Annotated in this window: 24 protein-coding genes; 14 read left to right on the top strand and 10 right to left on the bottom strand. The window is 64.5% G+C overall.

Annotation, left to right across the window (positions count from 1 at the left end):
- Positions 1 to 8: 8 nt before the first annotated feature.
- A complete protein-coding gene (locus ACVMIH_RS34855) occupies positions 9 to 2117 on the top strand; it encodes a GumC family protein (RefSeq protein ID WP_456864845.1) in 2109 nt (702 codons plus the stop codon).
- A gap of 121 nt (positions 2118 to 2238) precedes the next feature.
- Here ACVMIH_RS34855 and ACVMIH_RS34860 read toward each other — a convergent pair whose 3' ends face one another.
- Positions 2239 to 3564, bottom strand: coding sequence for a lipopolysaccharide biosynthesis protein (locus ACVMIH_RS34860; protein ID WP_233285827.1), 1326 nt, complete (start codon positions 3562 to 3564; stop codon positions 2239 to 2241).
- Between the two features lie 618 nt (positions 3565 to 4182).
- On the opposite strand from ACVMIH_RS34860, the gene ACVMIH_RS34865 reads away from it, so the two are divergent.
- A complete protein-coding gene (locus tag ACVMIH_RS34865; RefSeq protein WP_057019211.1) occupies positions 4183 to 5403 on the top strand; it encodes an FAD-dependent oxidoreductase in 1221 nt (406 codons plus the stop codon).
- 24 nt (positions 5404 to 5427) lie between these two features.
- Here the strand turns inward: ACVMIH_RS34865 and ACVMIH_RS34870 are convergent, their stop codons facing one another.
- Positions 5428 to 6558, bottom strand: coding sequence for a GNAT family N-acetyltransferase (locus tag ACVMIH_RS34870; RefSeq protein ID WP_057019212.1), 1131 nt, complete (start codon positions 6556 to 6558; stop codon positions 5428 to 5430).
- Between the two features lie 461 nt (positions 6559 to 7019).
- On the opposite strand from ACVMIH_RS34870, the gene ACVMIH_RS34875 reads away from it, so the two are divergent.
- The 3 genes from ACVMIH_RS34875 to ACVMIH_RS34885 all read left to right on the top strand — a co-directional run bounded on the left by ACVMIH_RS34875 (position 7020) and on the right by ACVMIH_RS34885 (position 10261).
- A complete protein-coding gene (locus ACVMIH_RS34875; protein WP_057019213.1) occupies positions 7020 to 7874 on the top strand; it encodes a WecB/TagA/CpsF family glycosyltransferase in 855 nt (284 codons plus the stop codon).
- A 75-nt stretch (positions 7875 to 7949) separates the two neighbouring features.
- Positions 7950 to 9239: an O-antigen ligase family protein gene (locus ACVMIH_RS34880; protein ID WP_057019214.1), complete on the top strand. Its 1290-nt coding sequence runs from the start codon at positions 7950 to 7952 to the stop codon at positions 9237 to 9239.
- Entirely contained in the window at positions 9236 to 10261 is a 1026-nt protein-coding gene (locus tag ACVMIH_RS34885; RefSeq protein WP_057019215.1) for a glycoside hydrolase family 5 protein, read from the top strand. The genes ACVMIH_RS34880 and ACVMIH_RS34885 overlap by 4 nt, the downstream gene beginning before the upstream one ends.
- Positions 10262 to 10288: 27 nt before the next feature.
- Here the strand turns inward: ACVMIH_RS34885 and ACVMIH_RS34890 are convergent, their stop codons facing one another.
- Positions 10289 to 11500: an amidohydrolase family protein gene (locus ACVMIH_RS34890; protein WP_456864848.1), complete on the bottom strand. Its 1212-nt coding sequence runs from the start codon at positions 11498 to 11500 to the stop codon at positions 10289 to 10291.
- 118 nt (positions 11501 to 11618) lie between these two features.
- On the opposite strand from ACVMIH_RS34890, the gene ACVMIH_RS34895 reads away from it, so the two are divergent.
- On the top strand, positions 11619 to 12908 hold the full coding sequence (locus ACVMIH_RS34895) for an MFS transporter (protein WP_057019216.1): 1290 nt from the start codon (positions 11619 to 11621) through the stop codon (positions 12906 to 12908).
- Between the two features lie 9 nt (positions 12909 to 12917).
- Here ACVMIH_RS34895 and ACVMIH_RS34900 read toward each other — a convergent pair whose 3' ends face one another.
- The 5 genes from ACVMIH_RS34900 to clpB all read right to left on the bottom strand — a co-directional run bounded on the left by ACVMIH_RS34900 (position 12918) and on the right by clpB (position 18182).
- Positions 12918 to 13109: a hypothetical protein gene (locus ACVMIH_RS34900; RefSeq protein WP_057019217.1), complete on the bottom strand. Its 192-nt coding sequence runs from the start codon at positions 13107 to 13109 to the stop codon at positions 12918 to 12920.
- 82 nt (positions 13110 to 13191) lie between these two features.
- Complete coding sequence (locus tag ACVMIH_RS34905; RefSeq protein ID WP_016842715.1) at positions 13192 to 14007, bottom strand: family 1 encapsulin nanocompartment shell protein; 816 nt, start codon at positions 14005 to 14007, stop codon at positions 13192 to 13194.
- Positions 14000 to 15061: a Dyp-type peroxidase gene (locus tag ACVMIH_RS34910; RefSeq protein WP_057019218.1), complete on the bottom strand. Its 1062-nt coding sequence runs from the start codon at positions 15059 to 15061 to the stop codon at positions 14000 to 14002. Before ACVMIH_RS34910 ends, ACVMIH_RS34905 begins: the two co-directional genes overlap by 8 nt.
- A 147-nt stretch (positions 15062 to 15208) precedes the next feature.
- Complete coding sequence (locus tag ACVMIH_RS34915) at positions 15209 to 15463, bottom strand: DUF2171 domain-containing protein (RefSeq protein ID WP_057019219.1); 255 nt, start codon at positions 15461 to 15463, stop codon at positions 15209 to 15211.
- Between the two features lie 100 nt (positions 15464 to 15563).
- Positions 15564 to 18182, bottom strand: coding sequence for an ATP-dependent chaperone ClpB (gene clpB / locus ACVMIH_RS34920; RefSeq protein ID WP_456864850.1), 2619 nt, complete (start codon positions 18180 to 18182; stop codon positions 15564 to 15566).
- Between the two features lie 347 nt (positions 18183 to 18529).
- Between clpB and ACVMIH_RS34925 the strand changes: the two genes are divergently transcribed.
- The 6 genes from ACVMIH_RS34925 (at position 18530) to ACVMIH_RS34950 (ending at position 22124) form a co-directional block, all read left to right on the top strand.
- Positions 18530 to 18754 carry a hypothetical protein gene (locus ACVMIH_RS34925; RefSeq protein ID WP_141340045.1) on the top strand — a complete coding sequence of 75 codons (225 nt, stop codon included), beginning with the start codon at positions 18530 to 18532 and terminating at the stop codon, positions 18752 to 18754.
- A 96-nt stretch (positions 18755 to 18850) separates the two neighbouring features.
- Entirely contained in the window at positions 18851 to 20269 is a 1419-nt protein-coding gene (locus tag ACVMIH_RS34930; protein WP_057019221.1) for a YXWGXW repeat-containing protein, read from the top strand.
- Positions 20270 to 20352: 83 nt separating this feature from the next.
- Positions 20353 to 20535 (top strand): hypothetical protein, encoded by a 183-nt coding sequence (locus ACVMIH_RS34935; protein ID WP_057019222.1) that lies wholly within the window; start codon positions 20353 to 20355, stop codon positions 20533 to 20535.
- 125 nt (positions 20536 to 20660) lie between these two features.
- Positions 20661 to 21563: a DnaJ C-terminal domain-containing protein gene (locus ACVMIH_RS34940; protein ID WP_057019223.1), complete on the top strand. Its 903-nt coding sequence runs from the start codon at positions 20661 to 20663 to the stop codon at positions 21561 to 21563.
- On the top strand, positions 21560 to 21835 hold the full coding sequence (locus tag ACVMIH_RS34945; RefSeq protein WP_057019224.1) for a chaperone modulator CbpM: 276 nt from the start codon (positions 21560 to 21562) through the stop codon (positions 21833 to 21835). The genes ACVMIH_RS34940 and ACVMIH_RS34945 overlap by 4 nt, the downstream gene beginning before the upstream one ends.
- Before the next feature lie 64 nt (positions 21836 to 21899).
- Positions 21900 to 22124 carry a hypothetical protein gene (locus ACVMIH_RS34950; RefSeq protein WP_057019225.1) on the top strand — a complete coding sequence of 75 codons (225 nt, stop codon included), beginning with the start codon at positions 21900 to 21902 and terminating at the stop codon, positions 22122 to 22124.
- Positions 22125 to 22384: 260 nt separating this feature from the next.
- Here the strand turns inward: ACVMIH_RS34950 and ACVMIH_RS34955 are convergent, their stop codons facing one another.
- Together ACVMIH_RS34955 and ybaL are read right to left on the bottom strand one after the other, a co-directional pair.
- Complete coding sequence (locus ACVMIH_RS34955) at positions 22385 to 22618, bottom strand: hypothetical protein (RefSeq protein WP_028343292.1); 234 nt, start codon at positions 22616 to 22618, stop codon at positions 22385 to 22387.
- A gap of 61 nt (positions 22619 to 22679) precedes the next feature.
- The gene (ybaL, locus tag ACVMIH_RS34960) at positions 22680 to 24401 is read right to left on the bottom strand and encodes a YbaL family putative K(+) efflux transporter (RefSeq protein WP_057019226.1); all 1722 of its coding nucleotides are present in this window, start codon (positions 24399 to 24401) and stop codon (positions 22680 to 22682) included.
- A gap of 114 nt (positions 24402 to 24515) precedes the next feature.
- Between ybaL and ACVMIH_RS34965 the strand changes: the two genes are divergently transcribed.
- Together ACVMIH_RS34965 and ACVMIH_RS34970 are read left to right on the top strand one after the other, a co-directional pair.
- Positions 24516 to 25181: an HAD family hydrolase gene (locus ACVMIH_RS34965; protein ID WP_168855791.1), complete on the top strand. Its 666-nt coding sequence runs from the start codon at positions 24516 to 24518 to the stop codon at positions 25179 to 25181.
- A 9-nt stretch (positions 25182 to 25190) separates the two neighbouring features.
- A complete protein-coding gene (locus ACVMIH_RS34970) occupies positions 25191 to 26144 on the top strand; it encodes a sugar-binding transcriptional regulator (protein WP_057019228.1) in 954 nt (317 codons plus the stop codon).
- Positions 26145 to 26414: the final 270 nt, after the last annotated feature.

Here is a 26414-nt window from a genome sequence, read left to right on the forward strand (position 1 = left end):
ACCGCCCCATGAAGTTCGGTAGCCGCGTAGGCCCGAGACGTTCCGAAGCCACGGAACCCGCCGCGTCGTGGGAAGCTGCCGGCGTGCCGACCAGCCGATCCTCTGCGGAAACCACCAAGGGCGTGCTTAGCATTCCCGGCGTGGTGGCTTTTTTCCGCGAGAACGGTCAACGCATTCTGATGCTCGCCGCGGTGATCTTCGCGGTCGGCGTCATTCTGCTGATGTTGATTCCGGCGCGCTATGCCGCGACCGCGCTCGTCGTGGTCGACCCGCGCGAGCAGCGCGTGACCACCGATCAGGACGTCCTGCCGGGGATCGGTCAGGATGCCGCAGCACTGCAGAGCTATGTCGAGATCGCCAAATCCGACGGATTTCTCGGGCCGCTGATCGAGCAACTCAAGGTCGCCGAGGACAGCGACATCTCCGGCGGCAGAACCGACCCGACGCGCCTGCTCGACCGGTTTCGCAACCGGCTCGACATCTCCCGGCGCGGATTGACCTATGTCATCGCCATCAAGTTCACGTCCAACGACCCGCAGCGTGCGGCCTACTACGCCAATGCGGTGGCTGAGGCGTTCGTCGCCAGCCAGCGTGGCACGCGCAGCGTGGCGACCGACGAAGCCGCCGACTGGCTGAAGAGCCGGCTCAAGACATTGGACGACCGCTTGCGGTCTTCGGAAGATGCCGTTGCGAAGTTCAAGCTCGAGCACCGGATCGTCAACGCCGGCAAGGAATCGACGACGCAACAATTGCGCGTCACCGATTTGACCCAGCAGGTCGCCGCCGCGCGCGCCCGCACCGAGGAGGCCAAGGTCCGCTATGAGCAACTGCAGCGCGACCTGAAGGCCAATGTCGACGGCCCCGTCAAGCAGGACCTGCTGAGTGCGCTGCGCGCCCAGCGCTCCGCGCTCAACGACCAGATCGCACAGAAGCGCGGGGTGCTGGGCGACCGTCATCCAGACCTCGTGATGGCCCTCAGCCAGCTCAGCGATCTCAACCGACAAATCGAGATCGAGCGGAAGAAGAACATCGACACCGCGAAGTCGGAATATGAGGCGCAGCGCGATCAGCAGAAAGCGCTCGAGGATCAGCAGAAGGCGGTCGAACAGCAAATCCTGGTCGACGGTCAGGCGCTCGTCAAGCTGCAGGGATTGCAGCGCGACGCCGATGCCAACAAGAATATCTACGAGCAATTCCTCTCGCGCTACAAGACCACCGACGAGCAGCGGCTGCTGCAGAGCTCGCAGACCAAGGTCGCATCGCCTGCTACGCCGCCGGTGCGCTCGACGCTGCCGCCGCTTCCGCTGTTGCTGGTCGCGCTCGCGATCGTCTCGCTGTTGACGTCGACGGCGATCGTCGCCGTTCCCGGCCTGAATCTGAAGCAGCTCCCGATCAAGGCCATTCCGCCGCTTCGTCGGGCCGAGGCGCCCGCACCGCCGGCGCCGGCCGCGCCGCAACCTGCGCTGCCGCCGGAATTGCCGGTGCTGGCCCGCATTCCCAACATCGCGTCGCCGGATGCCGTCAGGAGCGTCTGGCAGACCCCGATCCCGTCGACGGCCGAGCCCGATCTCGCGCCGCATCTTCAGCTGCTGATCGAGAACATCGAGCAGCTTTCGGGAGAGCACGGCAAGGTGGCGCTGTTGCTTTCGGTCGAGGGCGGTGCGGGCGGCAGCACCGTTGCGCGGTCGCTCAACCGATCCGCCGTCAAGAACGGCATGCTCAGCGTCTTGATCGAGATGGAATCCAGGCGCGCCGAGGACGCGCCGCCGCAAGGCTCGGGGATCATCAAGGCCGATCTGCCGTCCGTCGTCGAACTGCTGGGCGCCAGCAGCAAGGCGCCGCCCTTTCCGCCGGACGATATTCGCGCCGATTTCGGCCTGATCATCGCCGACGCATCGTCGTTTGCGCTGCAGCCTGCCGCGGTGGCGCTGGCTGCCCATGCCGACCTCGTGATCCTCGTGGTTCGCGAAGGGGCTGCCAACTCGGCTGCGATCGGCAAGGCGCGGGCCGATCTATCCGGGTATGGTTCGGTCCCGACCGTGCTGGTCGTCAATCGCGTGGCGGTCAATGCCGCCGTTCGCGATCCCCAGGGCGAGGCGCTGGGCCTGGCGAGCTGAAGGCGGTTCGGCTGAAGCTAGAGCCGTTTCCGTTCCCAGAGTATCGGAACGCGGCTCCGGATTCTTGTTTTGACGCGCTTTCGTCACGCGAACCGGTAATCTACTTCGCTCGAAAAACGCTCTAGTCGTTGCTGTCTGCAACGCGGACCGCGTAGGCGTCACCTTTCGACGGCCATAGATGCGATAGCACCAGAATGGATGGGTCGACGCCGGTCCGCCGCCGGCACAGCACATTGAGCGCGATGGTGGCGACGACCAGCGAAACCGTCGCCGAGATCGCGGCGCCGAGCACGCCGAGCCACGGGATCAGCACGACAAATCCCAGCAGCCGTAGTGCCACGTTGGCTGCGACGACGGGAACATAATCACGCTCATGACCTGTCAGCTGCAGAACAGCGGCAGAGGGTCCGCCTGCCGCCTGGAAGGCCGTTCCGATCGCGAGCACGATCAGCACCCACTGCTGCGCCGCGAAGTGCGGCCCGAACAGGCCGAGCAGATAGGGGGCGCCCACCCAGACAATGACGAGCCCGCTGAGCACGCAGAGCGCGGTCACCTCGGCCATCAGCTTCAACGTATGTTCAAGCTCGCCGTGGTTCTTGCTGAAATACAGCGAGGGGAGCCGGCGCGCGCCGAACGTGTAGAGCGCAGCCGACAGCATCGCGAAGATGTTCGCCAGCCGCGAGGCGGCGAAATAGACGCCGGCGGTGGCCGGATCCAGCATCCAGTAGACCAGGATGACGTCGAAATACTGGTTTGCCGCTTCGAGAATGGAGGCGAGCCAGAACCGGAATGCGCTCTTGTTCCAGCGCGAGGCCTCGAAGCGCGCCGTGACCGACCGCAGGTTCGGCAGCGCCCGCATGATCGATACGATCTGCACGACGAGCCCGAGCGCCATCGCGGCCGACATCGCGCTGAACAGCTCGGCGGGGGTGAGCTGCCGGTGGCCGAACAGCACCGCGATCAGGAACAGGACGACGGCGACGCGCCAGAAGAACTCCCGATTGCCTTCGCCCATCAGGATGCTGACCAGCGATCGCGCGATCTGGCTGCCGAGCATCAGCCCTGCATTGATCGCGGTGAACGCCGAGACCGACAGGATCAAGAGCCACCACTCGCCGCGAATGCTTGCCACCGCGGCGATCGCGGCGATCGAAATCAGCATCCCGATCGCGGAGTTCTTCAGGCTCGACAGCAGCACACCCTTGGTGAACTCGGCCTGGCCGCGCACCTCATACTCATTGAGAAATCGAACCAGGAGCAGCTCCTGGCCGACCAGGCCCACGACCGAGGCGATCTGGGCGACGGAGAGCAGGGTTGCGAAGTTTCCAAACGCGTCCGGCGTCATCGCCCGCGCGGCGAGCGAGAACAACGCGAATGCGAGCCCGCCGCTACCAACCTTGAGCAGGATGGTCCCGGCAACGCCGCGCGTAACGTCGCGCCGTAACAGTTGGAGCACGGAGGCAATCACCAGAGACGTCTCAATATCCAGTCGGGCTGTTGACCGCAGCAATCGGTGAAGCCTGGAGTGTTAATGTTCTCTTGCTAAGATTCCGTTCCTTTCGAACGGCTGCCGGGCCCAACGCAGTTGTGAACAGGGCCAGGTCGCGTTGCTCCATTCTGGAACGGCGCCGTCTGCCCTGTCTCCAAACGGCGCAGGTTGGATTTGCCTCCAGCGTCCGGTCCAGTGGTGCGGACCTTGCCGGAACAGACCGCGCTTGCGCGTCAACGCCATTTGTCGCTGCTCGATGGCCTGGCGATCGCCTCGCCATCCCGCTGCGGAGCCTGCAAAGGATCGGTTTCATGGCCGACCGTCGTGCAAGCCATGTGCCGAGAGACCGCTGATCGTGGCCCGGAGGTTTTCATTAACCGCAATTCTGGAACTCGCCATGCTCGATCGGCAAGGCGGCCCCGCAGGCAAGGAAATTGCAGTCCTGCGGCCAACCAGAGCTTTTCCCGTTCCGATGGAATCGGAACGGCGTTCTAGATTCTTGTTTTGACGCGTTTTCTTCACGCGAACCGGTATCCACTTCGCTCGAAAACGCTCTAGCCGTCGGAGCGGACGAACATGATTGCCGAGAAAAGTGCGACCAAGCCAATCGTGGCCTGCGAGACCGAGGTCATCGAAGCGGACGTCGCAATTGTCGGAGCCGGTCTGGCAGGCTCGCTCGCAAGGGCTGTGCTCGCCCGAGCCGGATACCGCGTCGTCCTGATCGACAAGCGATCGATCCCGACGGACGAATTCCGGGTTGAAAAAATCGCCGGACGGCAGATCGACATCCTGCGCCGCCTCGGCTTCATCGACGACGTCGAGGCCATTGCCGCGCCCTATGACCGGGTGCTCAACATCAGAAGCGGCAAGCTGGTCGATATCGGCGTCGGCCGGTCCTACGGGATTTCCTATGCCAACCTCGTCAACATGGCACGCGGCCTGACGCCCGATGCGTCGAGCTTGCTGCTCGACCAGGTGACCAATGTCAGCTGCAGCGAGGAACGTCAGCAGTTGACGTTGGCCTCCGGAAAGCGCGTCGTCTCGCGTCTGGTCGTTCTGGCGACCGGCATGGCGAACGTGCTCGGCCACAGTCTCGGAATGCGCCGGCAGATGCTTGCTGCGCGCCACTCTGTCTCATTCGGCTTCACGATTGCACGGCCGGACAACGCGCCATTCGATTTCGATGCGCTGACCTGCTATGGCGAGCAGGCGGCTGACGGCGTCGACTATCTCAGCCTGTTTCCGATGTCGGGCGGCATGCGGGCGAACCTGTTCATGTTCCGCGATCCGACCGATCCGATCATGCGTGAGCTGCGCCGCGACACCAGACGAACGCTGCTTCGCCTGATGCCGGGATTGCAGCCGTATCTCGGCGATTTCGAGGTGGTCGGCCAGGTGCAGAACTGGGTCATGGATCTGACCGTGACCGAGGGCCATCTGCAGCCCGGCGTCGTGTTGATCGGCGATGCGTTTCAGACCAATTGTCCCGCAGCCGGAACCGGCGTTGGCCGACTGCTGGTGGACGTCGAACGTCTTTGCACGGACTATGTGCCGCGCTGGCTGAAGACCGCCGGTATGGGCGCGGACAAGATTGCGCAGTTCTATTCCGATCAGGACAAGCTCGCCGCGGATCAGCACTCGCTGCACCTGGCGAGCTTCCGCCAGGCCTTGACGTTGAACACCGGTGTGCGCTGGAACTTGCGGCGGAAGCTGCACTTCCTGCGCCGGACGATCACACACCGGGTGGACCGGATTCATCCGGGATGGGTGATGCGCGTCCGCAGCGCGCTCCGCTGATCGGGTTGCCAGCGCCGGGCGGCGCTAGCGCGTGCCGGTCGAGGTGCGGACCGGCCTGAAATCGGTCACACGCTTGGCGGCCTGCTTGATCCAGGGCGCCTGCTTCAAGGCAAACAGCGCGAGCGAGCCGGCCGCGCTCCCGGCCTGCGTCACGGCCGACATCGGGGTCGGCTGACCGCCGAAGTACGTCTTGTAGGGTTCGTCACCGATGGTGAAGTCCAGCACCCGACCGCCGCGCTCGATGCAATCCTTGGCGACGCTCTCGAATGTCAGCGCGCCGATCGATTGGCTCTTGTATCCCTCGACATCGAACGCCGTCATGACGACAAGGAGGCTGTCACGGTGAACCAGCCCAAGGGCCGCCGCGATGACTTTGCCGTCCATCTTCATGGCGTAGAGCCGGGCAAACGAGCCCATGCCGCGAAGTGCCACGCTCGAGTAGAAATCGAAATACTCCGGTCGCTGCAACAGGTCGCCATCACCCTGTTCGTGAAACCGCGGACCGCGAAACTTTCTCATCGTCTCCATGGCTTCGCCGACGGAAGCGCTATCGTCGCAGCATGAGAAGGTGAGCGTGCCCTTCTTGTGGATCTGACGCCATTTCTTTGCCAGCTCCTTCTGGTACGACTTTCCCATTGCATTGATCTGCCACTGCTCGAACGGCGCAACCAGGACCGTCGCGTAGGCATTGGTATCCATCAGGCTGCGATGGGGCGCTCCGAGCAGATTCTCGATCGGCATCCTCGCATCGAGCAGCTTGGGTATGCGCAGCAGGTCGAACGGCCTCAGCAGCTGTCGAAGCCGTTCGCAGGCACGCTGGTCTTGCAGCAGGTCGGTGAATGTCGCGATGCTGCACACCGGCGACAAATAGTCGGACACGCGGAGATCGGCGAATTCGATGGTGCGCATCGGGCCGCGCCGCACGCGCAGCATCGGCAGCACGGCCGCAAGCGACTTGTTCGCACGACGGCGGACGGCGACGACCTGCGGCTTGGCCGACGCAGCGGGAGCGAGCTTGCGATAAAGGCTGTCCAGCCATAGCGGATGCTGGAAGGCGGTCGCGTCCGAGCCTTCAAATAACTTCACGTACTCTTCAGACAGGAAGTCGAATGCGTCGTCGATGCAGACATCGAACGCGTCATCATTCTTGTTCATGTGAGACCAAACAAAACGACAGTTTCAAAGCGCCGATTGAATCCGGCACGCCGCCCTTATAGCAAAGGTCGATCGGCTCGGGCAGCGGCAGAACACGATTTGTATTAATGTAATGCCTCGACCTTTGCACATTGTTGCTGGGGCGAGCCATTGCCTTCATCGCATCGACTGCGATCGGCTGTCATCTCAGTTGGCCGCGTCCGGGGACCAGCATCGTTAACAATCCCTTAAGGATGCGTTCAATCGCGCCGTGGTGAGATATCGCACCCGGTCTGGACCGGATATTGCAGTTAAGGGCTCGCAAGTCCTGGAGTCCCGCCGAAATGCTGAGTCACAGCCAAAAAACCCGCGCTTCCTACGCAATTTCGTTCCCGCAGGCCGACCGCAAGCCGCCTCGGCGTCTCAATTCGGACATCGCTGCTCCGCCTGTCCGGATTTGCGACACGTCGCGGGCCGAGCAGATGTCCCTGGCGTCGGCGCAGATCGGATCATTGCCACACGGTGCGCCGGAGCGGCGTATCAATCCTGTCGGCAGGGCTGCGACTGCCGGTGTTCCCCGGGCGACCATCGGTGGACTGCGGCTCGCCGTGCTCGATCGCGAGCAGACCGCCGAGTTCATGGTCGAGGCGGTGCATCCGAACCGGCGTGTCAATCGTCCGCTGTATCTGACCTCCGCCAACGGCGAGGTGCTGTCGCGCTGCTCGACCGAGCCGATGACGGATCGGCTGTTCCGTACCGCCGACCTGATCAACGCCGACGGGCAACCGCTGGTCATGGTGTCCAAGCTTCGGTCGCCGAATCCGCTTCCCGAGCGCGTCGCGACCACGGACCTGTTTCACGACGTCGCGCGCAAGGCGGAAGAACTCGGGCTGACTTTCTATCTGTTCGGCGCCAACGAGGCCGAGAACAAGGCTGCCATCGCCAATGTCCGCCGGGCCTATCCGGCGCTCAAGATCGTCGGCCATTCGCACGGCTATCTGCGCGGCGACGCGCTGCGGGCCAAGGTCGACGAGATCAACGCCCTGGCGCCGGATTTTCTCTGGGTCGCGCTCGGCGTGCCCTATGAGCAGGCTTTCGTCGACGAATTCATGCCTCGACTCGGCAATGTCGGCGTCATCAAGACCTCGGGCGGGCTGTTCAACTTCCTGTCCGGCTCGCGGCCGCGTGCGCCGAGATGGATGCAGATCGTCGGCCTCGAATGGGCCTGGCGCCTGTGGCTCGAGCCGCGGCGGCTGTTCTGGCGTTACCTGACGACCAACCCGCACGCGCTCTATCTGCTGTTCAACCGGACCCGATCTTCGTCAACGAAAGACTGACGCCTCTCACGAGTGCAATGTGCTGCTCCGATCCACCGGAGCAGCAAGCTCATTCCATGAGCGGAGTACAACCGAATGGACGGACGTGCGATCGACAGTTCGGTCTGGCAGGCACCCGGCGTCGGGGCGGAAAATTTCGCCAAGACCGTCATCGGTTGGTCGATCACCATCAATGTGATCATGTCGATGGGGACCTTCCACGCCGCGCTGCTTCCGACCGAGTTGACCCTGGTGCAGCAAGCCGTCGCCCTGTTGATGTGGGGCGTCCTGATCTACGCAAGCCTGTTCATCCGTCCCTGCCTGCGGCTGGCCCTCAATCTCGACGCGCTCGTGATCGTCGCGTTCTATGCGTTCGCCACTGTTTCCGTGCTGTGGACCAACCTCGGCGTGGCGGCCCTGATGAAGGCCGCGGCGCTCGCAATCACGACGCTTGGCGCGTTCTGCATGATCACTCGCGTCGATATCGACGACATCGTGACATCGGCCACCCGCGGCCTGTTGGTGCTGATCGCGGCCTCTGCGCTCTGTGCGGTGATCCTCCCGGACATCGGGATCGATCAGACCTGGATGCACAAGGGGCAGTGGCAGGGGGTCTTCGAGTCGAAGCAAACCCTCGGCTTCGCCGGGGCCTATCTCATGTTCTTCGCCTGCTATCGAAAGATAGCGGGACAAGGATGGCTGCCGTTCCTCGTGACGTTCGTGCTGGCCTCGACCTGCGTCATGCTTTCGGAGTCGCGCGGCGCCGGCGCCCTGTCGTTGGTTGCCTGCGCGCTGCTGCTCACCTCCCTGTGGTCGGTCCGGTGCATGCAGGTCTACGCGATCCTGCCATGTGTCATGTGCGTCGCGGCAGCGCTATTGATCCTGTATTTCTACACGACCGGATACGATTCGATTCATGCCTTCGACACGACGATCGACTTCACCGAGCGAACCTTCATCTGGCAGTACGCCATCAGCCATTTCGATGACGCGCCGCTGTTCGGATTTGGCATCAACGGATTCTGGACCAATCCGGCGATCTACGACTATTTCAACCAGAACCACGGCTGGGTGCTCGACAATTATCACAACGGCTATATCGCCATTCTCGTCGAGACCGGATTCCTGGGCTATTTCCTGTTCACGGCGAGCGTGTTCCTGTTTTCCTACAAGGTGCTCTGCCTGATCGCAGGGCGGGCGATCGACCGTCTGCACTGCGCGTTGATCATCGGGTTCGTCTTCCTCAACTGCCAAACCAATTTCACCGAGACGGTCTTCCTTCGCTCGACGATGTTCACGTCGGTGCTGCTGATCGCCTTCTTCCTCGCCATTTGCCGGCCGGTGCCGTCATCGCGCGTAGAGCCGCGCGAGTTGGAGCAGCCATGACCGCGTTCCGATTGCTTCTGCAAAGAGCCTTCGTCATGCTGGCGGCGGCGGCACTTGCTCTCCCGCTGATCGCGCCGGCGAACGCTGCGGGGCAGGGGGCACCGCCGGACGCCGCGCCATTGGGGCGCGGCATCAATATCCTCGGCTATGATGGCATCTGGGAAGGCTACCGGAACGCGCCGTTCCGGCTGGAAAACCTCGCCGCGATTCGCAGGGCCGGATTTTCCCATGTCCGGATCAACTTCTTCGGCTTCAGGCATATGGAGTCCGGCAACATCCTCGATGATGCCGTCCTGCGGCGCCTCGATGCCGTGATCGAGCAGGTGCTGGAGAATAGGCTCGTTCCGATCCTCGATGAGCACGACACCGATCTCTGCCAACGCGACGTGGCCGAATGCGGCGTGAAGCTCAAGGCATTCTGGCGCCAGATCGCATCGCGCTATGCGGGGAAGTACCCGGCGCTGGTGTTCGAGATCCTGAACGAGCCCGGTGGCAACATGACCTCGGCCGAATGGAATGCGCTGCTCGGCGATTGTCTTGCCATCATCCGGGATACCAACCCGAAGCGCAATGTCGTGGTCGCGATCCTGAACACTGAGGAGCTGCCGATCGATCAGCTGGTGCTGCCGGCCGGCGACCGAAACCTCATCGTCACATTCCACTATTACCTGCCGCTGCAATTCACCCATCAGGGCGCGCCGTGGTCGCCGACCTTCTCGAAGATCGGTCCGTTGCGCTGGGGCTCTGCGGAAGACGAAGCCAGGGCCTCGGCCGATTTCGACAAGATCCGCTCCTGGTCCGAGAAGGAACAGCGCCCGATCTATCTTGGCGAGTTCGGTGTCTATGAACGTGCGCCCGCGGAGAGCCGCGCGACGTATCTGTCGTTCATGGCGCGACGCGCGGAACGCAATGGCTGGGCGTGGGCGTACTGGCAGTTCGACCACGATTTTGCGGCCTTCGACGGCGTCCGGCAACGCTGGAAGGCGGACATCCTCCGCGCGATCATCCCTCCGGTCCGCTGAGCCCTTCGATTGGACGCAGCGTCCGCTTCAGGATCGGCCAGCGGCCTTGACGACGCGATTGTCCCGCGCAACGAGCACGCCACCCTTGTAGACTGAACGCCCGGACGGCCGCGCCACCACGGCCTCCTGGATATGCACGGCGTTCAAGGTCACGAAATCGGCCTTGGCCCCCACGTGCAGGCCGTAGTCCTCGAGCCTGAGCGCCTTGGCGCCGGCCGCGGTGATCATGTCGAACGCGATCGCGAGCTCCTCATCGGTGTAGAAGCCCGAGCGGTATCCGATCATCATGGCACGGCCCAGCATGTCGCCGTCGCCATAGGGCCACCAGGAGTCGCGGATGTTGTCGTTGCCGCTGAACACCGTGACGCCGGCTTTCCGCAACAGCGCGACCGGCGGGAACGGCCGGCTGCCCGGGGCATTCGTCATGATCGCCACGCCCGAACGCGCCAGACTGTCGGCGGTCTTCTTCAGCGCATCGGCAGGAATGTCGCCGAGCCCGTAAGCGTGGCTGACGGTGACGCGGCCCGCCATGCCGAGCGCGCGCGTTCGCGTCGCGATCTGCTCGACCTCGAAGGCACCGAGCATGCCGCCGTCATGAAGATGGATATCGACATCGACGCCGTGGTTTTGCGCAACGCCGAACACGACGTCGAGATGGCCCTCGACATCCCGGTCGAAGCTTGCGGGATCGAGCCCGCCGACGGCATTGGCCCCGAGCTTGATCGCCTCGTCGAGCAGCTGCGGCGTGCCCGGGCTGATGAGGATGCCGTTCTGCGGAAACGCCACGAGCTGGATATCGATCAAGTCGCTGTATTCCTCGCGAACCCCGAGGATGGTCTCCAGCGACTTCAGTCCCACCGAGCCGTCGACCATGACGTGGCTGCGCATCTGCGTCGTGCCATGGCCGATGCAGAGGTCGAGCTGGTTCCGCGCGCGCACGTCCATCGGCGCGGCGGCGGCAAGGTTCTTGGCCTGAAACGCCACCCGCTCATGGACGTCGAATCCGTCGGTGCAGGGACGGTGTGGCCGCCAGGTATCACCGTAAAAACTGGTGTCGAGATGGATGTGGCCTTCGACGAAGCCGGGCACGACCAGCGCATTGCCGAGATCGACGATCTCGACCCCGCTGGGGCGTTCGCCCTTCGCCTCAATCGCAACGATGCGGCCGCCACGAACCAGCATATCGCGGCTGGCGCCGTCACCGAACCTGGCATTGATGAAGAGTTTGTCGGCTGGCATCGGATCTGTTCCTCTTCTCGCTTGCGTCGCATGCAGATCGCGCGGCTCTCCATGCCTTGCCTAACATGGTCAGAGGAATAATACTCCGCTCGCACAAGCAGACAAGGAACCGAGAGCGTTGCCGGAGATTGCAAGCGGGGAACAGTTCGATGTCAAGCGCGCAGCCTTTGCCGCGACCATCGGCAACATGCTGGAGTTCTACGACTTCATCACGTACAGCTTCTTTGCGACCGAGATCGGCCGCACCTTCTTCCCCGCGCACAGCGAATACGGCAGCCTCATGCTGTCGCTTGCGACCTTCGGCGCCGGTTTCCTGACGCGGCCGATCGGCGGCATCGTGCTCGGCGTCTTCTCCGACCGGGTCGGACGGCGGCCGGCGATGCTGCTGAGTTTCGCGCTGATGGGCGGCGCGATCCTGACCATCGCGCTGACGCCGTCCTATGCCGCGATCGGCATTGTGGCGCCGATCATCGTGATCCTGGCGCGGATGGTGCAAGGATTTGCGCTGGGCGGCGAGGTCGGGCCGACCACGGCCTATCTGATCGAGATCGCTGCACCGAGGAACCGCGGCCTCGTGGTCGCCTGGCAGCCTGCCAGCCAGGAGATCGCGGCGACGGTGGGCGCGCTTGTCGGTGTCATCCTGAGCAGCGCGATGGCGCCCGACATGCTGCAGGCCTATGGATGGCGCATCGCGTTCCTGCTCGGCGCCGTCTGCCTGCCGTTCGGCATCTGGATGCGCCGCACGCTGCCGGAAACCGTCTCGCACGGCGAGCACGTCGCCGGGCAGATCGAACGCTCGAGCCATGTGGCGCTGGCGCGGCGGCATCTTCGCGTCATCGTGCTGGCGGTGATGATCCTGGCCAGCGGCACGATCTCGACCTATGTGACGCAATACATGACGACCTACGCCAAGAATACGTTGCATGTGTCGCCGTCTCTGGCGTTCACGGTATCGCTGGTCAGCAACGGACTGCAGATCATCGGCGCGGTGCTGGGCGGCTGGCTTGCCGACCGGCTCGGGCGCAAGCCGATCATGATCTGGCCGCAGCTGGTCGTGCTGGTGCTGACCTATCCGGCCTTCCTGTGGATCGTCCAGGACCCCGGCGCGTGGTCGCTGCTGTTCGGCTTCGGCATCCTGTCGTTCATCGGATCGCTGCCGTTCACCGCGTTCTATGCCGCCTTCACCGAAGCGCTGCCGCAGAGCATTCGCGGCGGCGTGTTCGCCACGATCTACGCGGTCGCCATCGCGACGTTCGGCGGCACCGCGCAACTCGTGGTCACGTGGCTGCTGCACGTGTCAGGCGATCCGCTGGCGCCGTCCTGGTATCTTCTGCTCGCGGCGGCGGTCGGCATCGTGGCCATGAGCCTGATGCCCGAGACCGCCCCGGTGAAGGTCGGCGAGAAGTAACCGCCGCGCTCAATCCATGTCGCGAAAGGCGTGGCCGTTGGCTTCGATTTCCTTCACGAGCTGCGGCGGCAGATTGGCCTGCGCCGAGGTGCCGTCGAACACCCAGTCCTTGGCGTCGGCAAGGTCGGGAAGGCCGGCGCCCTTGCGGACGTAGAGACCGACCGATGCCTTCTTCGGATTGATGTAGAGATCGTAGTCCATTGCGCGCCTCCTCTCCGTTTCACGTTTGGCGGAAGCTCCGGCGACGGCTGGAGACTTCCCGGATAGGTCAACGCCGGCAAGACTAGGCGGGTTTCTTCGCCTCCGGCGCAAGCACCACCGACGCTTCGCTCGTCAGCATCAGGAAGGTGATGGTCTCCTGGAAATACAGCTGAACCGATTTCGCCGAGTGGCTGAGATAGCCGATCGAAAGATCCTGGCCGATCGAGAGCTGGAAATCGCCGCCGCGGGTGGTCAGCAGGACGCCACCCTCGATCGCGGGCGCCCAGATGATCTTGCCGTCGATCAGGCGCTGGATGTGCTGCAGCACCGGATAGCCGTCGTCGGTCGCGCCGCCGATCGCGGTATAGGGCTCGGTGCCGAGCAGCAGCGTATAGGGACCGTTGACGCCGGCAAGCCGCAACTGGCTGACCGCCTGCGCGACCACGGCGGGATAGTTCTTGACGCTCGACGGCAGCGTCAGCACCGGGTTGCTGGTGCCCTGACGGATACCCTCAATGCCGGCGGCCGCGTAGCCGTCGAACACCGCGCGATCCTCGGCGAAGGCAATCTTGCGCGCGGCTTCCTTGAGCGGATCCCAGTCGGAATCATTCGCGCCGCGCTCGACATCGTCGATCGCCTGGCGCGAGAGCTCGAACGGCACGCGCAGTTCGACCAGCGCGCGAACGTCGCGTTGCGTCGCCTCGACCCCGTCGCCGGGCGCCGCAATCTTCTTGAGATGACCGGTGCCGACCGCGGAGAAATCCGTTCCCTTCGGACCGTCGACGTCGACGACACGGCGCGCCGCCAGATGGCGCTTCAACGTGCGCGAGGCCTCCTCTTCGATCTGGGCCCATGCCGCGTCCGAGATAGGGGCGAGTCCCCGATGAAGATTATTCATGTCCAGCCTCTCCTTTCAGTGAGCCGATCCCGAGCGAGCCGTCGGACGGCGGTATTCCTGGTGCAGGTGTGTCGCGAGCCCCGGCGTCATCCGGAGACGGCTCGGCGGGCGAAGGTGCCGGCGCCTCGCTCGCGACATCCTCCAGGAAGGTCGCCGACGGGACGAAGAACAGCATGCCGGTGACGGCGCGGCTGAAGTCGAGCAGGCGGTCGTAATTGCCCGGCGGCTTGCCGACGAACATGTTCTCGAGCATCTGCTCGATCCGCTGCGGGGACTTGGCATAGCCGATGAAATAGGTGCCGAACTCGCCCTTGCTGATATTGCCGAACGGCATGTTGTCGCGGACGATATCGAGCTCCTCGCCATTCTCGACGATCGTGGTCAGCGCGTTGTGCGCGTAGCTTGGCTTCACCGCATCGTCGAGCTCGATGTCGGACAGCTTGGTGCGGCCGATGATCTTTTCCTGCATCTCGACCGGCAGCTCGTTCCACTTCTTCAGATCGTGCAGGTATTTTTGCACGATCACATAGCTGCCGCCGGCGAACGCCGCGTCCTCGTCGCCGATGATGGTGGCGTCGGCGGCCGCCTGGTCCTCCGGATTCTCCGTGCCGTCGACGAAGCCGAGCAGGTCGCGTTCGTCGAAATATTTGAAGCCGTGCACCTCGTCGGAGGTCGCAACCGCATCGCCGAGCCGCGTCACGATCTGGGTCGCCAGCTCGAAGCACAGGTCCATCGGCACGGCGCGGATATGAAACAGCAGGTCGCCCGGCGTTGCGACGGCGTGGTGGACGCCGTCGATCTCGCGGAACGGATGCAGGCCTTTCGGCTTCGGCGCGCCGAACAGCCGGTCCCATGCGTCGGAGCCGATGCCCATGACGCATGACAGCCGGCCCTCGAGATCGCGGAAGCCCACCGCACGCAGCAGCGCGCCCAGATCGGCGCACAGCGACCGCACCACCGCGTCATATTCCGGATTGGGCTTGATCGTGACCGCAAGGAAGATGGCCGCGCGCGTCAGCTTCGCAGCGACCGGTTGCGGAACGGCTGATGGCACGCATGTCTCCTTGACTAAACGGCACTTCCACGAGGACAAAAGGCAGGCGCTGGACGCCGGATCGGCGTCCAGACAGGGTCAGAGGAGCATGCCACTGGAACCTTTACAAGGGCTCGAATGGCTTACGCTCTTGCAGAGGTGCCTGTCTCAATCGACGGGCTTGCCGGACTTCTCTTCCTCGAGGGTCACCGCGATCGCGGCGTTGGCCGAGAGCCGAACCTTGGAGCCTTCGACACCCGCCACGAAGCCGAGCTCGATGAAGTGGTGATGGCCCTTGTGGAAGCCGTCGCTCTCGCTCTTCTTGAGCTTGATGCGGTTGCCCTCGACGTGATCGACGGTGCCGACATGCACGCCATCGGCGCCGATGACCTCCATGTTGTCCTTGATCTTGTGCTGCGTCATGGCGCTCTCCTGGTTGCAGGTCAGCTTGTATATTCGGCTTGCATATGATGCCGGCAGACGACGCGGCGATGACAGCGCGTCGTTGGCGATCCGGCCTGTCTCACACCGGTTCGAATTCGTCCGCCGCCGCGTTCTCCGGCTTCTTGCCGTTGAAGGTGAGGCCGGCCTTGGTGGCCGAGAGTTTTACCTCTGAGCCGTCGCGCACATCGCCGGAAAGGATCATCTCCGCCAGCGGATCCTGCACGCTGCGCTGGATCACCCGCTTCAGCGGGCGGGCGCCGTAAGCCGGATCCCAACCCTTCTCGGCGAGCCAGTCCCGCGCCTTCGGGTCGAGCTCCAGCTCGATCTTGCGATCCTCGAGCAGCTTGCGCAGCCGCGAGAACTGGATCTCGACGATGCGGCCCATGTCGCTCTTCTGCAGCCGGTGAAACAGGATGATCTCGTCGATCCGGTTGAGGAATTCGGGCCGGAAGTGCGCCCGTACCATGTTCATCACCTGCTCGCGCACCGCGCTCGTGCTCTGGCCTTCCGGCTGGTTGACCAGATACTCGGCGCCGATGTTCGAGGTCATGATGATCAGCGTGTTGCGGAAATCGACGGTGCGGCCCTGGCCGTCGGTGAGACGGCCGTCGTCGAGCACCTGCAGCAGTACGTTGAAGACGTCGGGATGCGCCTTCTCGATCTCGTCGAACAGCACCACCTGATAAGGCCGCCGCCGCACCGCTTCGGTCAGGGCACCGCCCTCATCATAGCCGACATAACCGGGAGGCGCGCCGATCAGCCGCGAGACCGAATGCTTTTCCATGTATTCGGACATGTCGAGGCGGATCATCGCGGTCTCGTCATCGAACAGATATTCGGCAAGCGCTTTCGCAAGCTCGGTCTTGCCGACGCCGGTGGGACCTAAGAACATGAACGAGCCGATCGGCCGGTTGGGGTCCTGCAGGCCGGCGCGGGCGCGGCGCACCGCGGTCGACCCCGACACCGCGCGGACCGCCTCGGCCTGGCCGACGACGCGCTTGCCGAGCATCTCCTCCATGCGCAGCAGCTTGTCCTTCTCGCCTTCCAGCATCTTGTCGACCGGCACGCCGGTCCAGCGCGACACCACCTGCGCGATGTTGTCGGCGGTCACGGTCTCGCTGGCGGACGAGGTCTCGCTGGCTTCGACCGCCGCGAGCTTCTTCTCGAGCTCGGGAATCCGGCCATAGGCCAGCTCACCGGCCTTCTGGAATTCTCCCTTGCGCTGCGCATTGGCAAGCTCGGTACGCAACTGCTCGAGTTCGCCCTTCATCTTCTGCGCATCGGAGAGCTTGCTCTTTTCCGACCGCCATTTCGAAGTCATATCCGCCGATTTCTTTTCCAGGTCGGTGAGATCCTTCTCGAGCGTCTGCAGGCGGCTCTTGGAGCCGAGATCGGTCTCCTTCTTCAGCGCCTCCTGCTCGATCTTCAGCCGGATGATCTCGCGGTCGAGCGAGTCGAGTTCTTCCGGCTTGGAATCGACCTGCATCTTCAGCCGGGCGGCCGCTTCGTCCATCAGGTCGATGGCCTTGTCGGGCAGGAAGCGGTCGGTGATGTAGCGGTTCGACAGCGTCGCGGCTGCAACCAGCGCCGAATCCGCGATGCGCACGCCGTGATGTTGCTCGTATTTGTCCTTCAAGCCGCGCAGGATCGAGATGGTGTCCTCGACCGTCGGCTCGGAAACGAACACCGGCTGGAAGCGCCGCGCCAGCGCTGCATCCTTCTCGACATGCTTGCGGTATTCGTCGAGCGTGGTGGCGCCGATGCAATGCAGCTCGCCGCGAGCGAGCGCGGGCTTCAACAGGTTGGATGCGTCCATCGCGCCGTCGCCCTTGCCGGCGCCGATCAGCGTGTGCATCTCGTCGATGAACAGGATGATGCCGCCCTCGGCCGAGGTCACTTCCTGCAGCACTGCCTTGAGCCGTTCCTCGAACTCGCCGCGATACTTTGCGCCGGCGATCAGCGCGCCGAGATCGAGCGCGAGCAGCGCCTTGTCCTGCAGGCTTTCCGGCACGTCGCCGTTGACGATGCGCAGCGCGAGGCCCTCGACGATCGCGGTCTTGCCGACACCGGGCTCGCCGATCAGCACAGGATTGTTCTTGGTCCGCCGCGACAGCACCTGGATGGTGCGGCGGATCTCCTCGTCGCGGCCGATCACCGGGTCGAGCTTGCCGTCGCGCGCGGCCTGGGTGAGGTCGCGGGCGTATTTCTTCAGCGCGTCATAGGCGTTCTCGGCCGATGCGCTGTCGGCGGTGCGGCCCTTGCGCAGCGCGTTGATGGCCGCATTCAGGTTCTGCGGATTGACACCGCCCTTGGCGAGCAGTTTGCCGGCCTCGCTGTCCTTGTCGGCTGCGAGCGCCTGCAGCAGGCGCTCGACGGAGACGAAACTGTCGCCGGCCTTGTCGGCGGCCTGTTCCGCCGCCGCGAAGGCGCGCGCGGTCTCGGGCGCCAGATAGATCTGTCCGGAGCCGGCGCCGCTGACCTTCGGTATCTTCGCCAGCGCGTCTTCGGTCGCCTTGAGGATCGCGCGCGAATTGCCGCCGGCGCGGTCGATCAGGCCGGCCGCGAGGCCCTCATTGTCGTCGAGCAGCACCTTCAGGATGTGCAGCGTCGAGAACTGCTGATGCCCCTCGCGCATCGCGAGCGATTGTGCCGACTGAATGAAGCCGCGAACGCGATCGGTATATTTTTCTATGTTCATCGTGGCACCTCAAGGCAACGCAGGCTCGTCGAGATCCATTATGCCACGCAGTTCCGTCGGCGACAGATGGCGGAACGATGACATCCATCATGCAACAGCCCCGTGCAATTGCGCCGGCGGAAAACCGCGGGCCAAAGGCTGCCGCATCTCGCATCGTGTGGTCCTTTCAGGGGAGTGTCAATCGCGCAGCGCGCTCGCTGGGATGCTTCGGTTAAGCCGTTGCGAGGGCTGATGTTCGTCGCTGGCACTCATCCGGGGGCACTGCTACGGCCGCGCCGGCAAGCCGGGTGCACGCGTCGCGCTGATTGCGGTTCGATGGATCGCCGGGCTCGCGAAGCGAGTGCTGGATGAGCATGGATCGCCGTGATCGTACAAAGGCCAAAGGCATGATCGGGACACGCTATCGGAATCGATCACGTCGCGTTTCGCGTAGCTCGCCCGATGATGCAGAGAAGCAACGCGCGATGTTCCACTGCATCGCGCAACGTTGCATCACGGCGCGCTCTGAACCGACCATGAATAGCCGGATGAGCGCGTTTCCGTTTGCGTCGATGCGTTTCAGCCTGGTGTAAGGTCAAGGCGCTAGCGATGAAGTGTGTCGGTGCATTGCCGATGCACGGAACTTTTGTTCCGTCTCACGTTGAACGTGCTCATCGAAGAGGCTCCCAATGACAACTCGTCTCCTTTCGACCGCGTCGTGTGCAGCGATTGCCACGGCGCTGTTCTATGCGACCGCGGTGCCCGCAATCGCGCAGGATGCGGCATGCGCGCCGGTCTCTGCCGTCGAGACCGCGCCGCCGCCGTTGCCGACCTACGATCAGCCGCCGGTGCCTGGTCCCGGCTACATGTGGTCGCCGGGCAATTGGTCGTGGGACGAGGATCGCGGCGACTACTACTGGGTGCCGGGCACCTGGGTGCAGCCGCCGCGGGTCGGGCTGCTGTGGACACCTGGTTATTGGGGCGCGTTCGGCGGCGGCTTCATCTTCCATCAGGGCTACTGGGGTGACCGCGTCGGCTTCTACGGTGGCATCAATTACGGCTTCGGCTACGGCGGGTCGGGCTATGAAGGCGGCCGCTGGGATCACGGCAACTTCTTCTACAATCGGACCGTGAACAATCTGCAGGGTGCGCGGATCACCAACGTCTACGAGAAGAATGTCACGATCAATCAGACCACCGTCAACAACGTCAGCTACAATGGCGGCCGCGGCGGCATCGAGGTGCGGCCGACGCCGGCCGAGCGCGCGGTCGCCAAGGAGCAGCACTTCGCGGCGACGCCGTTGCAACGCAAGCAGGTCGAGACCGCAAGCCAGGATCCGAGCCTGTTCAAGCGGACCAACAATGGCGTGCCCGCAGTCGCCGCAACGGCGCGTCCCGGCGAATTGAAGGGACCGGGCGTAGTTCGCGCGCGGCCGGCCGGCGAGGCGGTGCCGGCCAACGCCGCACGGCCGGCGGCCGGGGAGCCGGGGCACCCGGGAGTTGCACCTGCACCCGCACCGGCTGATTCCCATGCGCTCCCAGTCCCGGGAAAGGAGCTTCCGGCGGCGCATCCGCCCGCCGAGGCGAACAAGCCCGCGGCCGAGGAGAAGCGCGCAGCACCTGCTCCCGAGACCAAGGCCGAGCCGCATCCTGCTGCGCCGGCGCCTGCCGGATCCCACGCGCTTCCGGTTCCCGAGAAGGGCGTTGCGGCGCATCCGCCCGCCGAAGCGAACAGGCCCGCGGTCGAAGAGAAGCGCGCGGCGCCTGCCGCCGAGCCGAAGCTTGAGCCGCATCCTGCAGAAGCGACGCGGCCTGCCGTGCAGGAGAAGCGGCCCGAAGAGGTGCGCAAGGAAGAGCCGCGTCCCGAGCCTGCCGCGAAGCCCGTCGCGCGGCCCGAGCCAGCGAGGCCCGAAGCGCGACCGGAGCCAGCAGCGAAGCCGCAAGCGCACCCGGAGACGATGGCGCGCCCTGAGCCGCATCCGCAGCCGCAGGCCGCCCATCCCCAGCCGGCGGCACGGCCGGAGCCGCACGCCGCTCCGCATGCCGCTCCGCATGCTGCGCCTGCGGCAGGTCATCCCGCAGAGGAGAAGCGGCAGGAGCAACACTAAGGCACGTCCGCGCTCCGCTGGCTCGTTCCGGCGGAGCGCGGTATTGTTCCGCCTGTGCAAGCGATCATCACGGGAGGTTGGTCATGGCACAGAGTCACGGTGGCGATGGACAGCTCGACGATGGCAAGCCGCGTTTGAGCGAGGACGATATGCAGCGCGCCCTGCTCGGTCCGCGGGGCGTGCCAGGCAAGGCGGATACCGCCAAGATGACGCCGCAGCAGCAAAAGAACATGCCCACTTATCTGGACCCCGGACATACATCCTAACTTGTCATGTCACGTGAGCGCATGCTGCGTCGGCCGCTTCCGGGCGGCGCGTCTGCGCACTTGCAAATCGCCTGCTTTTGCGCCCTCATGATTACAGGTGCATTCACGGTGTTGCGGAGCAGGTTGTGAGAAATCCGTACGAGGTTCTTGGCGTTGCCCCGACGGCGTCTGCGGCCGATATCCAGAAGGCCTATCGAAAGCTGGCGAAGAAGCTGCACCCGGACCTCAATCCGGGTGACAAGGCGGCCGAAGACAAATTCAAGGAAGTCGCTGCTGCGAACGATCTGCTCTCGGATGCCGAGAAGCGCAAGCGCTTCGATGCCGGCGAGATCGATGCTGATGGCGTCGAGCGGCCGCAGCATCGCTACTACCGGGATTTCGCCACCGCGGATGCGGGGCATCCCTATGCCGACAGTTCCGGCTATGCCGACTACATGGACCAGGACGACGCCTTCGCCGAATTGCTCCGGCGCAGCGAGCAGGCGCGCGCCAACCGGCGCGGCCGCGATTTGCATTACGCTCTCGCGATCGACTTCGCGGAATCGATCACCGGTGCGAGCAAGCGGCTGACGCTTCCCGACGGCGGTACGCTCGATGTGACGATCCCACCGGGGCTCGTCGATGGCCAGATCATTCGTCTGCGCGGCAAGGGCATGCCCGGCAGCGGCAAGGGCGGTCCCGGCGATGCGCTGATCGAGGTGGAAGTTCGCCCCGACCCGCGCTTCACCCGCGAGGGTGACGACATTACGCTGGAACTGCCGATCTCGCTGTCCGAGGCGGTGCTCGGCGGAAAAGTCCGCGTTCCGACGCCGACTGGTGCCGTGACCATGACGGTTCCGAAGGGATCGAACACCGGCACGACCATGCGGTTGCGCGGCAAGGGTGCGCCCCGCGTCGGCGGAGGCCATGGCGACGAGCTCGTCAAGCTCAAGGTGGTCCTGCCCAAGGGACCCGATCCCGAGCTCGAGGCGTTTGTGTCGAACTGGGATCGAAAGGCATTCGATCCGCGCGAGGATGGTGCATCATGAACAAGCAGCAGTTCCTCATCGATGCGGGTCTGGAGGTGCAGACCCTGGAGTTCTGGATCGAGCAGCAATGGCTCGTGCCGGACGAGACCGCCAGCGAGATCAGCTTCTCCGACACCGACGTGGCGCGCGCGCATCTGATCCGCGACCTGAAGGGCGACTTCGGCGTCAACGACGAGGGCATCGACGTCATCCTTCATCTGGTCGATCAGCTGCACGGCCTGCGCCGCGCGTTCGAACAATTGCACAAGGACATGGCGTCACCACCGCGCTAGGCGCCTCACTTGCGATGAACCTCAGCCTTGGGACTCAGCCTTGGGATCAGCCTGGGAGGCGATCATGACGGACAAGCCGACGCCGCTGGCGCATGGCGAGATCGACGTTCTTATCCTGCAGGCGCTGGTGCGCAAGCTGATCGCGAAAGGCGTGCTGACGCCGGACGACGTCCGGTCGATGCTGTTCGAGGCCGCCAAGAATCTTGACCTGGTCGGCAGCGAACTGACGACGGAAGCCGCCAACATCATCGTGCAGGAGGATCTCGCGCCGGCATTCCTTGGCAGCTAGTGTCCCGAATCCGAAGTTCGCATCATTTGCCGCACCTTCGGGGCGAACTTCGGATTCGATAAGGACACTAGCGAACTTATGATTCTAGTGTGCTTTATGAATGCGAAGTTCGTGAAAGTGGCTGCCGCGAAGTTGCACGAACTTCGCATTCAGCACACTCGCGCATGATCCGGAAAAGTGGAAGCCGGTTTTCCCTCGCGACAGACGCAAAGCGTTTGCGCGGTGATCACGCTCAAACAAAGAGCTCAAATAATGAGGCTTCAGGTCTGGCCGCCGCGGGTGGAGACCAGTCGGATCCGGGTGACCTGGCCGGCATTGCCGGCGAGATAGGCTTGTGCGTCACGCACCAGCCGCTCCACGGCGGCCGCGTCATAGCTCGGATGACGGGTGTTCAGATGCAAGTCGGTCTCGATCTGCATGACGTTTGTCGTGTCCGCGGCGCCGATCTCGACCGAGAACGACACCAGCGATACGTGCGGGCTCTTGAAGGCCATCGCTCGATCTCCCTCATCGCGTGACGCGCGGCGCGCATCTGTACGGTGGGTGCAGTCTATCTCAAGCTGCCGAATCCTGCTCGGCCGTTCGCATAGCAGCCGGACGCGCCCTGTCGAGCTCCTCGATCATGCCGCGGGCGATCTCGCGCTCGCCCATGATCACGATGTCGGCGCCAAGTGCTTTGAGATGATCGACCTCGGCGTCGGAATGTGCACGGGCGATGATCTGGATATCGGCATTCGCGGCGCGCGCCTGTTCGACGATCTGGCCGGCCTCGAAGGCTTCGGGAATGGCGATGACCAGCGATCGCGCGCCGGCCGGATTGGTCGCGCGCAGCACGCTGGCGCGCGCGGCGTTGCCCATCAGCGCTTCGATGCCACGCTCCTTGAGCTTGGCGACCATGTCGTCGGATGCCTCGACCGCGAGAAACGGCGCGCTGCGTTGATGCAGCGCATCGCCGACGATGCTGCCGACCCGGCCGTAGCCGACCAGGATGGTGTGATCCTGCAATTCAGTGACCGGGATTGGTTCAGAAGCTGCGGCAGTTGGCGAGGAGGTCTGCGGCTTCTCGAGCCGCGACGTCAGCCAGTCGACGACCGCGAACACCAGCGGGTTGAGCATGATCGAGAAGATCGCGCCCGCCAGGATCAGGTCGCGGCCGGCCTTCGGCAGCAGATTGAGCGCAACGCCGAGTTCGGCCAGGATGAAGGAGAATTCGCCGATCTGGGCGAGGCTCGCCGAGATCATCAGGGCGGTTGCCATCGGATGACGGAACAGCACGACGATCAGAAGGGCTGCGATCGACTTGCCGACCACGATGACGAACAGCGTCGCGACGAATGGCCAGGGCTCGCGGACCACGCTCATCGGGTCGAACAGCATGCCGACGGAGACGAAGAACAGCACCGCGAACGCATCGCGCAGCGGCAAGGTCTCCTGGGCCGCGCGCTGGCTGAGCGGCGATTCCCGCAGCATCATTCCGGCGAAGAAGGCGCCGAGCGCCAGCGAGACGCCGAACAGCTTGGTCGCGCCGAACGCGATGCAGAGCGCGATCGCGAGCACGGTCAGCCGGAACAGCTCGCGCGAGCCGGTATGCGCGATGTAGTGCAGGACCCACGGGATCAGCCGGCGTCCGACCACCAGCATCAGCGCGATGAACACGGCGATCTTGATCAGCGTCAGCACCAGCACGCCGGTGAGCCCGAGACCGAAACGGGCGGCGAGCGGGTCGGAGGTGAGCGCCGCGCCATCGCCGCCCTGCAGGCTCGCCACCGCCGGGAACAGCACCAGCGCAAGCACCATGGCGAGGTCTTCGACGATCAGCCAGCCGACCGCGATCTTGCCGCGTTCGGTGTCCATCAGGCGGCGCTCCTGCAGCGCGCGCAACAGCACGACGGTACTTGCGACCGACAGCGCGAGGCCGAACACCAGACCCGCGCCGACGGTCCAGCCCATCAATAGCGCGAGGCCGAGGCCCATCAATGTGGCGACCGCAATCTGCGCTATCGCGCCGGGCACCGCGATCGCGCGCACCGACAACAGATCGTTCAGCGAGAAATGCAGGCCGACGCCGAACATCAGGAGAATGATACCGAGCTCCGCCAGCTCGGTTGCCAGCGCCTGATCGGCAACGAAGCCGGGCGTGAAGGGACCGACGGCCACGCCCGCGAGCAGATAACCGACCAGTGGCGGAACCCGAAAGCGCTGGGCGATGGTTCCGAAGACAAAAGCGAGGCCGAGGCCCGCGACGACGGTCGCGATCAGAGGTGTGTCATGCGGCATTTCGCCTTGTCGCACAGCATCCGTGGCGGTGCACCGCGACCATTTGAGGCGCGGCATTCCGCGCGGAAACTGTGATCTATTGCTCATGGCGTGAGCATATGATCTCATGTCGGGATGGATCCGCGGCTTCCCGAGACTGATCTCGTCATCTTCGACTGCGACGGCGTGCTCGTCGACAGCGAGGAATTGAGCTGCCGCTGTCTTGCCGAGGCGATGGTTCGGGCCGGCATCGGGATGAGCACCGAGCGGGCGCTCGAGCTCTTCCTCGGCCGCAGCACCGCGGCCCTGGTCGACTACTGCCGGGGCGTGGGAAAGCCGTTGCCCGAGACGTTTCTGCCTGACCTCGCGCTGCAGGTCCGTGAGACCTTCCGCTCCCGGCTGAAGCCGATCGCCGGCATCGCGGCGGTGCTCGAGGAATTGCGGCTGCCATATTGTGTCGCCTCATCGAGCGATCTCGAGCGGGTGAAGTTTTCGCTGGAGCTGACCGGCCTCGCTGCCAGCTTCGGGCCGCGGCTCTACACCGCGCAGATGGTCAAGCGCGGCAAGCCGGCCCCGGATCTGTTCTTGCATGCGGCAAGCGCAATGGGCGCCGCGTCGCGCCGCACGCTCGTGATCGAGGACAGCGTCAGCGGTGTGATGGCCGCGAAGGCGGCGGGCATGAAAGTGTGGGGATTTGTCGGCGGCGCCCACTATCGGTTGGCGGATGGCAGTGCTCTGCTGCGGCAAGCGGGGGCGGATCGAATCTTCGCCGCGATGACGGATTTCTGGATGGAAGGCTGACGCAAGACGATGGCTGCGCCCGACAACGAAAAGTCTCGCCTCGACGATGCGGCGCGCGCCGGCTGGCTGTATTTCATCGCGGGCCACACCCAGGATGAGATTGCGAAAATGCTGCAGGTGTCGCGCGCCTCCGCGCAGCGTCTGGTGTCGCTGTGCTTGGCGGAGCGGCTGATCACGTTTCGCCTCGAACACCCCATCGCGGCCTGCATGGAGCTGGCCTCCCGGCTGAAGGCGCGGTTCGATCTGGTGCATTGCGACGTCGTGCCGACCGATCCGGCGGCGCCGCTGTCCAATGCAGGGATCGCCGAGCGCAGCGCCAATCTGCTGGAGACGACGCTGCGCTCGGAGACGCCTGTGATCGTGGCGCTCGGCACCGGCCGCGCGGTGCGCGCCGCGGTCGAGCGGGTCTCGCCGATCGAGCGGCCCGATCACCAGATCGTCTCGCTGGTCGGCAACATCTCCGCCGACGGCTCGGCGAGCTTCTACGACACGGTGGGACGGCTCGCCGACCGCACCGGCGCGCGCCATTACCCGATGCCGCTGCCGTTCCTGATGTCGAGCGAGGACGAGCGCAACCGCATGGTGCGCATCGACCCGATCGCGCGGGTGAGGGCGGTCGCCGCCAAGGCCGATCTGCGGCTGATCGGCATCGGCCAGATGGACCAGAAGGCCCAGGTCCATGTCGACGGCTTCGTCACCCGCGAGGAGCTGCTGGAGATGATGCGGCTCGGCGCGGTCGGCGAGGTGACCGGCTGGGCCTATGACGCCAAGGGCCGCCTGATCAAGGGCGGCACCAACAAGCGGCTGACGAGCATTCCGCCGCAGATCCCCGCGGAAGCGACCACGATCGCCGCGGCGGTCGGCGCCGCCAAGGTGCCCTCGATCAAGGCCGCATTGGCGGGCCGGGTGGTCAACGGCCTCATTACCGATGAGGCCACCGCGCGCGCGGTGCTGGATCGTTAGGCGCCACGAGTCGTACTTCACCTCGCCCCGCTTGCGGGGAGAGGTCGGATCGCATCGGAGATGCGATCCGGGTGAGGGGAGTCTCCGCGCATTCGTCCGCTTCGTATGCGCGGAAAGAGCCCCTCTCCCCGTAAGAACGGGGCGAGGGAGCGCAGTCCCGCTGTGGCCGCAAATCAAGTTGCCTTCTGGGTCTCAGCGCCCTTCTTCATCTCCGCAAACACCTCCATTCCAGCGTGCAGTGGAACCCGCAAACGCGCGGGACGGCGCTCC

The sequence above is a fragment of the Bradyrhizobium sp. USDA 4503 genome, from assembly GCF_054055815.1.